Source organism: Streptomyces sp. NPDC042336 (assembly GCF_055581985.1).
Genome location: NZ_JBVJEA010000024.1, coordinates 55,543 through 68,340, shown reverse-complemented (window position 1 = coordinate 68,340; position 12,798 = coordinate 55,543). Strand labels below are relative to the sequence as shown.

Annotated in this window: 13 protein-coding genes; 5 read left to right on the top strand and 8 right to left on the bottom strand. The window is 72.0% G+C overall.

Annotated elements, in window-relative coordinates; all coding sequences use genetic code 11:
- Nucleotides 1–67 precede the first annotated feature (67 nt).
- Both ACZ6IM_RS34465 and ACZ6IM_RS34460 read right to left on the bottom strand, forming a co-directional pair.
- Complete coding sequence (locus ACZ6IM_RS34465) at nucleotides 68–445, bottom strand: hypothetical protein (protein WP_052838559.1); 378 nt, start codon at nucleotides 443–445, stop codon at nucleotides 68–70.
- A 273-nt stretch (nucleotides 446–718) separates the two neighbouring features.
- Nucleotides 719–1,588 (bottom strand): helix-turn-helix domain-containing protein, encoded by an 870-nt coding sequence (locus ACZ6IM_RS34460; protein ID WP_052838560.1) that lies wholly within the window; start codon nucleotides 1,586–1,588, stop codon nucleotides 719–721.
- Between the two features lie 189 nt (nucleotides 1,589–1,777).
- Here ACZ6IM_RS34460 and ACZ6IM_RS34455 point away from each other — a divergent pair, with 189 nt between their 5' ends.
- The gene (locus tag ACZ6IM_RS34455) at nucleotides 1,778–2,539 is read left to right on the top strand and encodes an SDR family oxidoreductase (RefSeq protein WP_469562151.1); all 762 of its coding nucleotides are present in this window, start codon (nucleotides 1,778–1,780) and stop codon (nucleotides 2,537–2,539) included.
- A 78-nt stretch (nucleotides 2,540–2,617) separates the two neighbouring features.
- On the opposite strand, the gene ACZ6IM_RS34450 is transcribed toward ACZ6IM_RS34455, so the two are convergent.
- The gene (locus ACZ6IM_RS34450) at nucleotides 2,618–3,244 is read right to left on the bottom strand and encodes a TetR/AcrR family transcriptional regulator (protein WP_469562243.1); all 627 of its coding nucleotides are present in this window, start codon (nucleotides 3,242–3,244) and stop codon (nucleotides 2,618–2,620) included.
- A gap of 164 nt (nucleotides 3,245–3,408) precedes the next feature.
- Between ACZ6IM_RS34450 and ACZ6IM_RS34445 the strand changes: the two genes are divergently transcribed.
- Nucleotides 3,409–4,371, top strand: coding sequence for an alpha/beta fold hydrolase (locus ACZ6IM_RS34445; RefSeq protein WP_469562148.1), 963 nt, complete (start codon nucleotides 3,409–3,411; stop codon nucleotides 4,369–4,371).
- Nucleotides 4,372–4,498: 127 nt separating this feature from the next.
- On the opposite strand, the gene ACZ6IM_RS34440 is transcribed toward ACZ6IM_RS34445, so the two are convergent.
- The 3 genes from ACZ6IM_RS34440 to ACZ6IM_RS34430 all read right to left on the bottom strand — a co-directional run bounded on the left by ACZ6IM_RS34440 (nucleotide 4,499) and on the right by ACZ6IM_RS34430 (nucleotide 8,448).
- On the bottom strand, nucleotides 4,499–5,422 hold the full coding sequence (locus ACZ6IM_RS34440; RefSeq protein WP_469562145.1) for an LLM class F420-dependent oxidoreductase: 924 nt from the start codon (nucleotides 5,420–5,422) through the stop codon (nucleotides 4,499–4,501).
- A gap of 466 nt (nucleotides 5,423–5,888) precedes the next feature.
- Entirely contained in the window at nucleotides 5,889–7,199 is a 1,311-nt protein-coding gene (locus ACZ6IM_RS34435; RefSeq protein ID WP_469562142.1) for a phytase, read from the bottom strand.
- Nucleotides 7,200–7,551: 352 nt separating this feature from the next.
- Nucleotides 7,552–8,448, bottom strand: a complete 897-nt coding sequence (locus ACZ6IM_RS34430) for a LysR family transcriptional regulator (protein ID WP_469562139.1) — start codon at nucleotides 8,446–8,448, stop codon at nucleotides 7,552–7,554.
- A gap of 135 nt (nucleotides 8,449–8,583) precedes the next feature.
- Between ACZ6IM_RS34430 and ACZ6IM_RS34425 the strand changes: the two genes are divergently transcribed.
- The gene (locus ACZ6IM_RS34425) at nucleotides 8,584–9,420 is read left to right on the top strand and encodes an inositol monophosphatase family protein (RefSeq protein ID WP_469562136.1); all 837 of its coding nucleotides are present in this window, start codon (nucleotides 8,584–8,586) and stop codon (nucleotides 9,418–9,420) included.
- A 41-nt stretch (nucleotides 9,421–9,461) separates the two neighbouring features.
- Nucleotides 9,462–10,058, top strand: coding sequence for an NADPH-dependent F420 reductase (locus ACZ6IM_RS34420; RefSeq protein WP_469562133.1), 597 nt, complete (start codon nucleotides 9,462–9,464; stop codon nucleotides 10,056–10,058).
- Nucleotides 10,059–10,139: 81 nt separating this feature from the next.
- Here the strand turns inward: ACZ6IM_RS34420 and ACZ6IM_RS34415 are convergent, their stop codons facing one another.
- Complete coding sequence (locus tag ACZ6IM_RS34415) at nucleotides 10,140–10,451, bottom strand: DUF7134 domain-containing protein (RefSeq protein ID WP_469562131.1); 312 nt, start codon at nucleotides 10,449–10,451, stop codon at nucleotides 10,140–10,142.
- 204 nt (nucleotides 10,452–10,655) lie between these two features.
- A complete protein-coding gene (locus tag ACZ6IM_RS34410; protein ID WP_052838573.1) occupies nucleotides 10,656–11,678 on the bottom strand; it encodes a GlxA family transcriptional regulator in 1,023 nt (340 codons plus the stop codon).
- 125 nt (nucleotides 11,679–11,803) lie between these two features.
- On the opposite strand from ACZ6IM_RS34410, the gene ACZ6IM_RS34405 reads away from it, so the two are divergent.
- Complete coding sequence (locus ACZ6IM_RS34405) at nucleotides 11,804–12,769, top strand: NADP-dependent oxidoreductase (RefSeq protein ID WP_469562127.1); 966 nt, start codon at nucleotides 11,804–11,806, stop codon at nucleotides 12,767–12,769.
- Nucleotides 12,770–12,798 lie beyond the last annotated feature (29 nt).

The window sequence follows — 12,798 nt, the reverse complement described above, 5'->3', positions numbered from 1 at the left end:
CGGGAACACATCACGGCGGCCCGTCCTCCAGCTTGGCGAGGACGGGCCGCCGCGTCCTGTCCCCCGGTCAGCAGGTCGAGGTGTTCAGGATCCTGATGCCGGTCACCGTGCCCCACGACCTCAGATCGATCGTGTAGTTGGGCAGGATGCACAGCGGGCCGCCACTGGAGCGGCGCAGCAGCACCGCGTCGTCGTTGCGCGTGTTGACGACCTTGGTGGCCCCCCGGCTGCCCTGGAGGTTCTGGTAACCGGAGGTGACGTCCTTGAACTGACCGGTCTTGGTGCTGCCCTTGTAGAAGCAGACGTAGGGCCAGTTGCAGGAGGCCTGGGCGCTGACCTCACTGGCCTGCTGCCGGCCCGCGGCCGAGGCCGCGGGGGCGAGAGCGAGGCCGAGGCCGACGGCTGCGGACGCTACGACGAGGAGGGCGTGCTGGCGAACGCTCACGGTATGGCTGTCCCTTCCTGACGCGGGCCCGGTCCCCCCGTTGGGTCCCCTGTCGGCCCGTGACCCGTACGGCGCCCGTGGTCGGCGGGCGCCTTGTGGTGCGGCACAAAAGCTACGGGCGGAGCCGAGTCGCGTCGTCACACACTGGGTTGAAGCACGCCTCCGCCCACAGCGGTACGCCGATGACTTTGCGACTTCCGCGGTACCGCGCGAGGTTGACGTGCCCGCGGGCGGAGCTGCCTGCCCGTGTCGACCGGTCCGGGCCAGGCGTGTTCAGCCGTCCTGACGGCCTCCGGCGCGGCTTCCCTCGCCCTGCGTACCGGCGGACTCGGTGTGCGAGAGTGCGGCGAGGAGCCTGAGCTTCTCGTCGCTGTCGCTGTCCTTGTCGGGGTAGTACACGACGAGGATGACGTCGTCGACGGGGAGTTTGTCGCGGTGGAGGCGGAGGTCGCCGACGACGGGGTGGTGGACGGTGGTGGTGCCTCCGTCCAGACCGCGGACGTCGTGGCGGGCCCACAGGGTGCGGAACCGCTGACTGGACAGGGCGAGTTCTCCGACGAGCTCGACGAACCGGGGGTTGTCCGTGTCGTCCCCGATGGTGGTGCGCAGGGCGGCGACGAAGTCGGCGGTGGCCTTCGGCCAGTCGTCGTGGAAGGCCTGTTCCTCCGGGTCGAGGAGGAGCGAGCGAAGCCGGTTCTGGCCGGGCCGCAGGCGGGGGGAGAGCGCCACGGCCATGGGGTTGGAGGCCAGGACGTCGAACGCGCGCCCTTCGACGAACGCGGGGATCTCGAGGTGGGCCAGCAGCTCGTGCACCCGCGCCGGCACCTGCTCGGGCCGCTTGCGGCGCGGCGCCCTGGGGCGTGCCGCGGCGAGACTGAGCAGGTACGTCCGCTCGATGTCGTCGAGCTGCAGGACGCGTGCGAGCGATGCGAGGACCTGCGGTGACGGGTTCTTGTCGCGGCCCCGTTCCAGACGCAGGTAGTAGTCGGGACTGATGCCGGCGAGCAGGGCGACTTCCTCACGGCGCAGGCCGGGCACCCGACGGTTGCCCCCGGGCGGGAGCCCTGCCTGTGCCGGGGAGACCAGCCCGCGGCGCGCCCGGAGGTAGCTGCCGAGCCGGTTGCCGGATTCGTCGTCCTTCATACCGACACCGTAATGCGGTGCGTGGGTCTCAGAGGGGGTCCTGGCAGGACCAGGGAAGACGGGGGCCCTGCCACACCTGGCGGATTCCGTCAAGACTTGCGGCGTCGCTGTCCGAAAGGGACAGACGACCTCACTGTCTGCGCCGCGGGCCCGCACGCCGCCGGCGCCCCGCGCTGAAAGGAAGAGCACGTGAATCTCTCCGACCGCACCGTTCTCGTCGTCGGCGGAACCTCCGGCATCGGACGGGAGCTGGCCCGCCGGTTCGCCGCGGCGGGCAGCACCGTCGCCGTCGCGGGCCGCAGTCCCAAGGCCCTCTCCGAACTCGCCGAGGAGGGGTTCGGTACGTTCACCGTCGACGTCACCGACAGTTCCGCCGTGACATCCCTACGTGACGCCGTGCTCGCCCGGTACCCCGGGCTGGACACCGTGGTGACCATGTCGGGCGTCATGCTCCTGGAGGACCTGCGCGACCCCGCGCACTTCGAGGCGACCAGGACGACGATCGACACGAACCTGCTCGGCACCGTCCGGATCGTCGACGCCTTCACCCCGCACCTGGTCCGGCGGGGCACCGGCACCTTCATCACCGTCACCTCCGGCATCGCCTTCCTGCCGTTCCCGCCCATGCCCGGCTACGCCGCTTCGAAGGCCGCGGTGCACGCCTACTCCGAGGCCCTGCGCGCTCAGCTCGACGGCACCGGTGTCGGCGTCGTCGAACTCGTCCCCCCGGCCGTCGCCACGGCCGGCCAGGAGGAGGTGAACCCGCGCGCGCTGCCGCTGGACGACTTCGCCACCGAGGTCATGCATCTGCTCGCGCAGGACCCCACTCCTCGGGAAATCCTCGTGAAGGGCGTCCTGACGCACCGCTGGGCCGAGCGCGACGGCACCTACGACGACCTCGTCGCCCAGCGCTCCCAGGCCCTGTCCATGCTCCCCGGCCGCGCACGCTGACGCTGCCCTCCGGCAGCCTCCGCGAAGGTGCGGGCGGACGCCGGAGGCCGCCGCGCTCCTTGGCGCACGAGGTTCCGCTCAGGCAGACGACGAAGGCGGCTTTGCCGGACAGGGGTCGGACGTGCTCGCGAGAGTCCGCGCAAGCGCGTCGAGGGTCACGTCCACGATGGTGCGGAGCTGCTCCGCGCTCGCCCCTGCCCTGCTCATGACGGCGAGGGACTGGTTCACGGCCGCCAGGTGGGTCGCGGCGGACTCCGCCGCCTCGTCGTGCAGTCGGCCCGCCTTCAGCGCGGCGCGCAGCCGGGAGTGCTGGAAGCCGATCGCCTCCCGTGCCCGCGCCGCGACGCTCGCGCTCAGCCCCGGGGCCGCCATGACGGTCTGGGCCACCAGGCATCCGTCGGGCAGCCCGGGGTCGGCGATGCGTTCCAGGGTGATGTCGAAGAACGCCCGCGCGGCCACCAGGGGCCGTTCGGCCGCGCAGGACAGCGCGGCGTCGTACCTGTCTCCGTAGCGCGTGGTGTAGCGCTCGAGGCAGCGCAGGAAGAGCGTGTCCTTGTCGCCGAGGGAGGAGTAGATGGAGCTGCGGTTGAGTCCGGTCGCCCGGGACAGGTCGTCCACCGACGTGTCCGCGTAGCCGGCCCGCCAGAACTGGATCATCGCGGCCTCGAGCGCCGTGGCGATGTCGAACTGCTTCCTGCCTGCCATGCCGGCGCCTTCTTCCTGCTCCGCCCTCTTGGTGAACGCCATTCTCCCATCTTGAACCATTCAGTTCAAGATGGGTTAGGGTGCGGACGGGCGGCCGTCGCGGAACCAGCCCGCCGACGCCGTCAGCAGACCATCGGCACGCCTCGCACCAGTGGAGAAAAGGCATGAACGACCCCGCAAGCGCCCCCCGCGTCCTCGGCAACCCGGTCAGCGACCTGCCCTTGCCGGACCTGGCCCGTTTCACCCACCGCTGGGTCGACGCGGGCGGCGTCCGGCTTCACGCGGTCGAGGGCGGTCGGGCGGACGGTCCGACCGTCGTGCTGCTCGCCGGGTTCCCGCAGACCTGGTGGGCATGGCGCAAGGTGATGCCGGCCCTGGCCGACCGGTTCCACGTCATCGCGGTCGACCTTCCGGGCCAGGGCCACTCCGAACGGCCGGACATCAGCTACGACACGCACACGGTCGCCGCGCACGTCCACGCCGCGGTCGAGGCGCTCGGCGTCTCGACGTACTGGTTGGCCGCCCACGACATCGGCGCGTGGGTCGCCTTCTCCCTCGCCTCCAAGTACCAGGACCAGTTGCGCGGCCTGGCGCTGCTCGACGCCGGGATTCCGGGCATCACCCTCCCTGGCGCCGTCCCGATCGACCCCGAACAGGCCTGGAAGACCTGGCACTTCGCCTTCCACCTCGTGCCCGATCTGCCCGAGACACTGCTCACCGGCCGGGAACGGGAGTACGTCGGCTGGTTCCTGAAGGTCAAGAGCCTTTCCGCCGGCACCTTCGACGAGGCCGAGATCCAGCACTACGCCGCGGCCGTGGCCGCGGGCGGCGGTCTCCGCGCGTCCCTGGCCTACTACCGGGACGCCGCCGAGTCGGCTCGGAAGAACCACGAAGCGCTGGAGCGCCGGCGCCTGTCGGTCCCGGTTCTCGGGATCTCCGGCAGCCACGGCTCCATCCCCGACATGGCGGCTTCCATCAGGCCGTGGGCCGACCACGCCACCGGGATCGTCGTGCCGGACGCGGGGCACTTCATCCCCGACGAACAGCCCGGTGCCGTCGCTGCCGCGCTGACCGACTTCATGACGCGAGCAGCGGCAGCCCGGCAGAGTGTCCCGGGCCGGGATTGACGCCCGGCCCAGGAAGACTCACCCGACGCGCCACGCACGTCGCCGGAACCGGTCGCCCCCTTCTCCCAGGGCTGCCGGGACAGCCGTGCCCCGCGGCACCCTGCGGCTTCCGTGCGGAGGCGCGGCCTCACCCGGCCAGTTCACCCAGAAGTGTCCAGGTGCGCCGCCGGTCGGCGTCGCCCGCGATCTCCGTGCCGGAGAAGACCACCTCCGTCGCTCCGGCGTCCCGGTAGCGCCGTACTTCGGCCGCGACCGTCTTCTCGTCGCCGATCACCGCCACGTCGGACGCCCGGCGTCCCCCGGACAGCTCGATGACACGCGCGTAGGACGGAATCTGTTCGTAGAACGCCAGTTGCCCGGTGGCCTTCTCCCGCACCGCTTCCACGTCGTCCGTCACGACGCCGTGGACCAGGGCGACGATCCTCGGCGCGGGTCGGCCGGCGGCTTCGGCCGCCGCGGTAAGTGCCGGAACGATGTGCGTCTCCAGTGCGCGCGGGCCCGCCAGGTAGGGCAGGATCCCGTCCGCCAGTTCACCGCTGACCCGCAGGGACTGCGCCCCCATCGCGGCGACCAGCAGGGGGACGCCTGCCTCGGCGCCTGGCACGCGGGCGGGCACCGGCGTGACGGCCGTGAGCAGCTCGCCCCGGAAGTCGGCCGCGCCGGTCTGCGTCAGCTGCCGCACGGCGGTGAGGAACTCGCGCAGCCGGGCGATGGGCCGTTCGAACGGCAGGCCGAAGCCGCCCTCGGTGAGCAGCTTGGTGCCCAGCGCCAGTCCGAGGTGGTAGCGGCCGTGCGTGGCCGCCTGGGCGGTCTGTGCCTGGCTGGAGACGATCAGGGGGTGCCGTCCGAAGACGGGGATCGCGGAGGTGCCCACGTGCAGTCCGGGCACCTCGCGCCCGACGATCGCGGCGAGTTGGGGCGAGTCCGCACCGAAGGTCTGCCCGAACCAGGCGGAGCGCAGGCCCGCCGCCGCGGCCTCACGGGCCAGTTCCACCGTGGCGTCGACCTGGTTCCGCGCGTCGCTCGCGTTGAGTACTACTCCTACTGTCATGCCGGTGAAAACCCCCAGCGTCCGATACCGCATTCCGGGTCCTGTGTGACAGCTTCTTGTCAGTCGTGTGTACGCATCGGCCCCGGGCGCGGGCCGTCCGCGACTCGAGGCCTGTTCATGCCGACGATGGTGCTCCCTCAGGCACGGCTGAGACCAAGGGAGCCGCCGTGGCGTGGCGGCCTGTGACGCGGTCGCGGTTGTCCCCGCGCACCCGATGCGGGCGACGATCTCGTCGGCCACCTGGTCCAGGTCGGCGTCGACGACGAGGCGGACGTGTCCCGGCGGGCCCTTCGCCGCGGCCGGCGCGGGTCCTGGCCCGGAGACCCGCTGTGCGCTGCGGCGGAACGGTCGTCGACGCGGTCGGCGGCCGCGGAATCGCCTGCGTGCGGCTCCGGGGCGTCCGAGGACGTCGGCCGCCCCGGGTCACCGCGTGCGGTGGCACCGGCTCGGGCCGCCACCGGGGTTGTCAGTCGTCGAGCGCCTCCAGGACGTCGGCGAGGTCGACGAACTTGAAGCCCGTGGCCTCCCGGTCGCCGTCCTCCGGAGCCATGTGCCCGTCCTGGACGACGAGCAGCCCGTCCGGGTACCTGCTGCCGAGCGGTTCGGCGAGCACGTCAGCGCCATCGCACTCCTCGGAACCGTCCAGCGACCCGGACGCGGCACTCACCCGGAAGCCGCCCTCGAACTCGTAGTCGTCGGACCTTTCACGGTCGTAGGCGACGAAGGTGTCGTCGCCCTGGCTGGAGGCGAGCAGATAGCCGTCCCCGTCGTCCTGCTTCAACAGGGTCAGGCCCTCGACGTCCGCCGACACCCGGACACCCCCGAAGCCGGGGTCGTCACCCGCCACGCACGCGTCGGACGCCTCGTCGTAGGCGGCCGGCACGCCGTACTCGCGGACCTTGTCCTGCAGGACGGGAGCGCCCTTGAGATCGGCCCGCAGGCGCCAGATGCCCACGTCCTCCTGCCCGGCGAAGAGCATGCCCGTCTCCGGGTCGACGACCATGCCCTCGACCTGCGGGCCCTCACCGGGGTCGCCGCAGGGGGACCACTTCGTGCCGTCGGGCATGGTGAAGGCAGCGGGCAGGTCCAGGGTGCGGACCTTCCGGTAGGACACCTTGCCGTCGCGCGTCGTGGTCAGCTCCAGCAGCGCGATGCGGGTGGTCGCGTTCTGGCTGACGAGCGCGTAGGACTTGCCGGTGGCGGAGTCGGTGTACGTGGCCAGGCCGTAGGCCGTGCTCTCCTCGTTGACCTCCTCCTGGGAGCCGGAGAAGATCCACGGGGCCGAGGCGTCCGTGACATCGGTGAGCGGGGCGTCCGGCCGGTCACCGTCGACGCGGTAGATGCGCAGCTTGTCGCTGCCGCGGTCGCTGACGACCGCCAGGTCCGTGGCGCCGGAGGCCGAGGACGTCCGGTGCACCAGGTCGACGTTGTTGAAGCGGCCGGGGGCGTCGTCCGCTCCGGGCGCCGCGGGTGCGGGGACCGACTGCACCTGCCGGGCGTCGAGGTCGTAGACCCGCAGGCCGCCCTCCTTGGCCGTGGCGATGACGAGACTGGCGTCCGGGTCGTCGGAGTTGCGCCAGATCGCCGGGTCGTCGGCGTTCGCGTTCCCGCCCTCGTCGTCGTCGAACAGCGCGGCGGTCTCGGCCCGGGGAACGACCTCGGGCGGTACGGCGAGCGCCGAGGCCCGCGCCGAGGGTACGGCCGCGACGGCGGCGGTGAACATCAGGGTCGCCGTCGCCGCGACGACACGGGAACGGCATCTTGTGAACGCGTGCACGGACTGTCTCCTTCGTCAGGGAGCGTACGAGGCCGACGCGCATCCGACGTCGGGATCGTGACCGCGCCCACCACTGGGACGACGTCACATGATCCAGAACGCGGGCGGAGGGCGCGCGTCATTCCGGCGACCCACCGACGACGGATACATGGCCGCGGGGTGAATGACACTGCCCCGCCTTCCACTTGACCTGGAAGCGACAGCGACACCGCAGACGGACGAGGTGTTCGCGGTGGCGGTCCCGCACAGTTTCACGAGCAGGAAATCGCCGTGCTCACCCCGGCGCCCCCGGAGCGCCGAAGGGGTGCCTCCCCCGACGGGCCGGGTCCGCCGCACGGCCCATCCCCAGTGGTCAACCTCCGCGCAGTGCGGTCCGTGCCAGGTCACGCAGCCACATGTGCGCGGGGTCGCCTTCGTAGCGCTGATGCCATGACAGGTACACCGGCGCCGGCGGCAGTTCGATCGGCAGTCGCAGGAGGGTCAGGCCGCACGCCGTGGCCGCCGGGCGCATCGTGATGTCAGGGACGGTGAGAAGGACATCGGAGTCGCGCGCGAACGCGAACGCGGCTGCCTCGGTGGGGGCGGCCGCCACCACGTGCCGGGTGAGGCCCAGTTCGGCGAGGGCCTCGTCGAGGGCGTTGCCGAGACGGCCACGCCGCGAGACGGTGATGTGCTCGGCCGCGGCGTACTGCGCGGCGGTGACGCTCCCGGCACGAGTCAGCGGGTGTCCTTGCCGTACGACGATCACCTGCCGGCTCTCCATCACGTGCTCGCTCCGAATGTCCTGCGCTGCCGGGCGGCCCGCGTTGGCCTCCAGGTCGATCTGCGCGCGACGCAACTCGGGGGTGTCCACGCTCGATTCCGCGATGAAGCGCAGCCTCACTCCCGGTGCCTGGCTGCGGACGGCGGACAGGAGCGGGGGCCCGCCGAAGGTGACCAGGGAATCGTGCCAGCGGAGCGTGAAGGTGCGGTCCAAGGAGGCGAGGTCGAGCTCGCGGCTGGGCGCCAGCACGCTCTGGGCCTGGAGCAGCAGGTCGTGCACTTGCTCCCGGATGGCGACCGCGTACGGCGTCGGAGTCATCACGCGGCCCGTGCGCACCAGGATCTGGTCTCCCGTCGTGCGCCGGATCCGGCTGAGGCTCCGGCTCATCGCGGGGGCGGTCACGTGGAGCCGCGCCGCCGCTCCGGCCACGCTGCCTTCCTCGAGGAGCGCGTCGAGAGCTGACAGCAGGTTCAGGTCCAATTGCATGTCAGTCATGTTAGGCGTTACTCACATGCACTTGTTGTTAATCGATGGCGCCCCTACCGTCGAGGGGCGGGGACAGAGCAGCGATGAACGCCCCCCACAGGCCCCACGGCCCCCTTTCCTGGACGGGAGACAGTCATGTCCGAATCGGTACGGAGCGCCTCCGCGGCGGCAGCAGGAGGAAGCACCTCGGTCTACGCCGAGGTGCTGGCACGGACGTCGGAGGCCGTTCGCGCGGCGGGTGCGGTCCTGCGGGAGCGGTTCGACGATGTGGTTCGCCACGAGAGCCGGGAGGAGCTGATGCAGGCTCTCGCCGCCAACGACGACGCGGTGCTCGAAGTGTTGCGGCCCCGCCTCACGCTCCTGCGGCCCGACGCTCGCTGGGTGGAGGACGAACTGCAGGGTGGGGCGCTGCCTCCCGGTGAGTGGTGGCTGGTGGATCCGGCCGAAGGCAACGTGAACCACCTGCACGGCCTGCAGGAGTGGGCGGTCACCGCCACTCTCGTACGCGAGAACCGCCCGGTCCTCACCGCGATTCACCTGCCGTTGACCGGTGAGACCTATACGGCGCTCGCAGGTGCCGGCGCCCGTCTGGACGGCCGGGCTCTGCGGGTGTCGGACACGACGGACCTCGGCCTCGCCCTCGTGGCCACCAGTCAGGCCAGACCGGACGAGGACGCGAGCATCGTGCGGCGGATCGGCTCCTCGGTCACCGCGATGCTTCTCGACTCGCTGGTGGTGCGCACGTCCGTGCCGGCGACCCTGCACCTGGCGTCCGTGGCCGCCGGCCGGGTCGACGCCTTCTGGCAGTTCGCCGGTGCCCGCGCGGACCTGCTTCCCGGGGCACTTCTCGTGTCCGAGGCCGGCGGACGGATCACCGACGCCGAAGGGCGCGCGTGGACTCCCGAGAGCGACAGTTTCCTGGCCGCCGCTCCGGGAGTGCACGCTGCCGCCGTCGCCACTCTGACCCGTTGACCACCGCGAAGCATGACACATACGGAAAGGACCGGATCGGAATGAACCGGATCGCAGTTCTCGGAAACGGCCGTGTCGGCGGCAACCTGGCCGCGGCTCTGGCCCGTGTCGGGCACGAGGTGAGCGTCGTGGGGCGGGCGGGGGGCTCGGCAGCGGACAACGCCCGGAAGGCGCGCATCGTCATCAACGCCATGCCCGGCGACGGCTCGCTGGAGCGGCTGTCCGCCCTGCGCGGGGAGTTGCGGGGCAAGATCCTGGTGGACCTCGCCAACGCCACCGTCGATGGTCCGGACGGGCTGCCCGCCGAGCTGCTCTACCCGGGCTCGAGTCTCGCCGAGCAACTACAGGAAGCGCTGCCCGACACCCACGTGGTCAAGACGCTCAACACGATGCTCTATCCGGTGATGACCGCGCCGGACTCGCTCGCTCAGAAGCCGACGGCCTTCCTCTCCGGCGAGAGCGCGGAGGCCAAGCGAGTCGTCCGCGGGCTCTTGGAAGATCTGGGCTGGCGGCCTGAGTGGGTCACCGACCTCGGCGGGGTCGAGACCGCTCGGGCTGCCGAGGCCGCGGTGCTGTTCGTACCGCATGTGATCCGCTCCGGCGGATTCGCCCCCTTCGCCGTGTCGATCGCCCGCTGACGCGCCCCGTCCAGAGGCGGTGAGCCGGCACAACAGCAGCCGCCGGATCGTCACCACCAGGCCCTCCCCCCTCGACGGCCGCTACGCCGGCCGCAACCCTCGGGACATGGGCCGGGTGATGCCGTACGCGGTCGACATGCTGTCCAGGACGAACTGGGCCAGGGCCAGCGCCAGGACGGCCGCCATGACCGCGCCGGGGAACCGCCTGCGGGCGAGCAGGCATCCCGCCATCAACACGCCCAGAACCAGGTCGTACTCGGCGTCGTAGCGCTCGGCCGCCAGCAGGACGACGAGCGCCAGGGCCACGTCGCAGGCGGGAGCGAGGACGCGCCGGTAACGGCCGGACCAGGACATCCAGGCCGACGGCACCGCGACCGCCTTCTCGCCAGCCAACTGTTGCTCCCTCTCTCCTGCCGCAGACACGCGGACGGCTTGGCCGACAGCGCACAAGTGCCGTGAAGCGGCGGGTACTTCCGCGTGGGGCGGCGCCCTCACGCGGCCCATACTGCCTCATTCCGCGATCTGGAGTCGCGCCTCCTCCACGCCCTCGTCGAGGGCCGCGGCCGGTGCGGTGACCGGCGACGGACGGGCCGGGCGCTACGGGACGACGGTCCGACCGCGGTTCTGATGGCCGAGGACGGCGAGGGACCGCTCCGGCTCCGGTGCGTGGTGGGCACGGCGGTACGTCAGCGGGGACAGGCCCAGGTGCCGGTAGAAGTTCTTGCGCAAGGCGACGGGGTCGCCGAAGCCGCAGGCGGTGGCGATCCGGGAGACGGGCAGATCGGTGGACTCCAGCAGCAGCCGCGCCTGCTCCAGCCGCCGCTGCGCCAGCCACTTCAGCGGGCTGCTGCCCACCTCGCCGCGGAACCGCCGGGTGAAGGTGCGCACGCTCATGTGCGCGTGCCCGGCCATGTCCTCCAGCGTCAGTGGCTCGGCCAGCCGGTCCAGCACCCACTGCCGGGTCGCCGAGGTGGAGCGGTCGGTGTCCTGCGGAACGGGGTGCTCGATGAACTGCGCCTGCCCGCCCTCGCGCCACGGTGCCACCACGCAGCGCCGCGCGGCGGCCGAGGCCACCGCCGCCCCGTGGTCCAGCCGGACCAGGTGCAGGCACAGGTCGATGCCGGCCGCCCCGCCGGCGGACGTCAGGACGCGTCCGTTGTCGACGAACAGCACGTCCGGATCGACCTCGACATCGGGAAACAGCCGCGCCAGCGCCTCGCACAGCGCCCAGTGGGTGGTGGCCCGCCGACCGTCCAGCAGACCGGCCGCCGCGAGCAGGAAGGCCGAGGTGCACAGGCTCACGATGCGGGTCCGCGGCCGTATCCGGTCCAGCGCCGCGGCGACTTCCGCGGGGAGCGCGCCGGTCGTCAGCAGCTGCGGGCCGGGCTCCTGCGTGGCGATCACGACGGTGTCCGCGGTGTCCAGCAGCGACTCGTCGTGGTCGACGACGATCCGGTAGTCCTCGTGCGTGCGGACCGGCCGGCCGCCCAGGGAGCAGGTGCCGACGGAATACAGCCGGGTCCCGTCCGGTGTACAGGCCTCGTTGAACACCCGGGCCGGGATGCCCAGGTCCAGCGGCAGGACCCCGTCGAGGGCGAGTACGGCGACACGATGCGTCATGGCCCGAATGGTACGACGGGTGGCCTTCCGGCCACTCACTCGGCTCGTCGAGAGCGCGCCATCCTTCTTTCGCCGGGACACGGTCCCGGCGAAAGAGCGCAGTGACACGGAATCGAGGACGAGACATGAGCGAGCAGGGCATGAAGGCCGTCATCCTCAGGGAGTTCGGCGGCCAGGAGGTGCTGGCCGCCGAGGAGGTCGCACGCCCGGAGCCGCTGCCGACCGAGGTGCTGGTGCGGGTGCACGCCGCGGGCGTCAATCCGGTGGACTGGAAGACCCGCCAGGGCCAGGGCATGGCGGGCCTGCAGCAGCTCCCGCTGATCCTGGGCTGGGACGTCTCCGGTGTGGTGGAGGAGGTCGGCTTCGGCGTCACCACGCTCAAGCCCGGCGACGAGGTGTACGGCATGCCGTGGTTCCCGCGCGCCGCGAACGGCTACGCCCAGTACGTGACCGCGCCGGCCCGCCAGTGGGCCCGCAAGCCGGCCTCCCTCGGCCATGTGCACGCGGCCGCCGTGCCCCTGGCGGCGCTGACCGCCTGGCAGATCCTGGTCGACACGGTCCACGTGCGGACCGGCCAGCGCGTCCTGATCACGGCCGCGGCCGGCGGGGTGGGCCACTTCGCGGTCCAGTTCGCGCGGCATCTGGGCGCCCATGTGATCGCCACCGCCGGCGCGGCCCGCCACACCTGGCTGAAGGAACTCGGCGCCGAGGAGACCATCGACTACACCACCACCCGATTCGAGGAGGTCGCCGCCGGCGTCGACGTCGTCATCGACCTGGTGGGAGACGGGCAGGACCGGACCAGCACCCGCTCCCTGAGGACCCTGCGCCCCGGCGGCCTGCTGGTGGCCGTCCCGAGCGGTGTCTCCCCCGAGCTGGCCTCGGCCGCCGAGACGGCCGGCGTGCGGGCCGTTCCCTTCCTGGTCGAACCGGACGGCCCCGCGCTGACCGCGATCGCCGCTCTGATCGACGCCGGTGAGGTCGCCGTCGAGGTGGAGGAGACCTTCCCGCTGGAGCAGGCCGCGGCGGCCCATGCCCGCGGCGAGTCCGGCCGCACCCGCGGCAAGCTCGTCCTGACCGTCGCCGGCTGACCCGTCCACGGCCGCGGCCGTCGACGGCG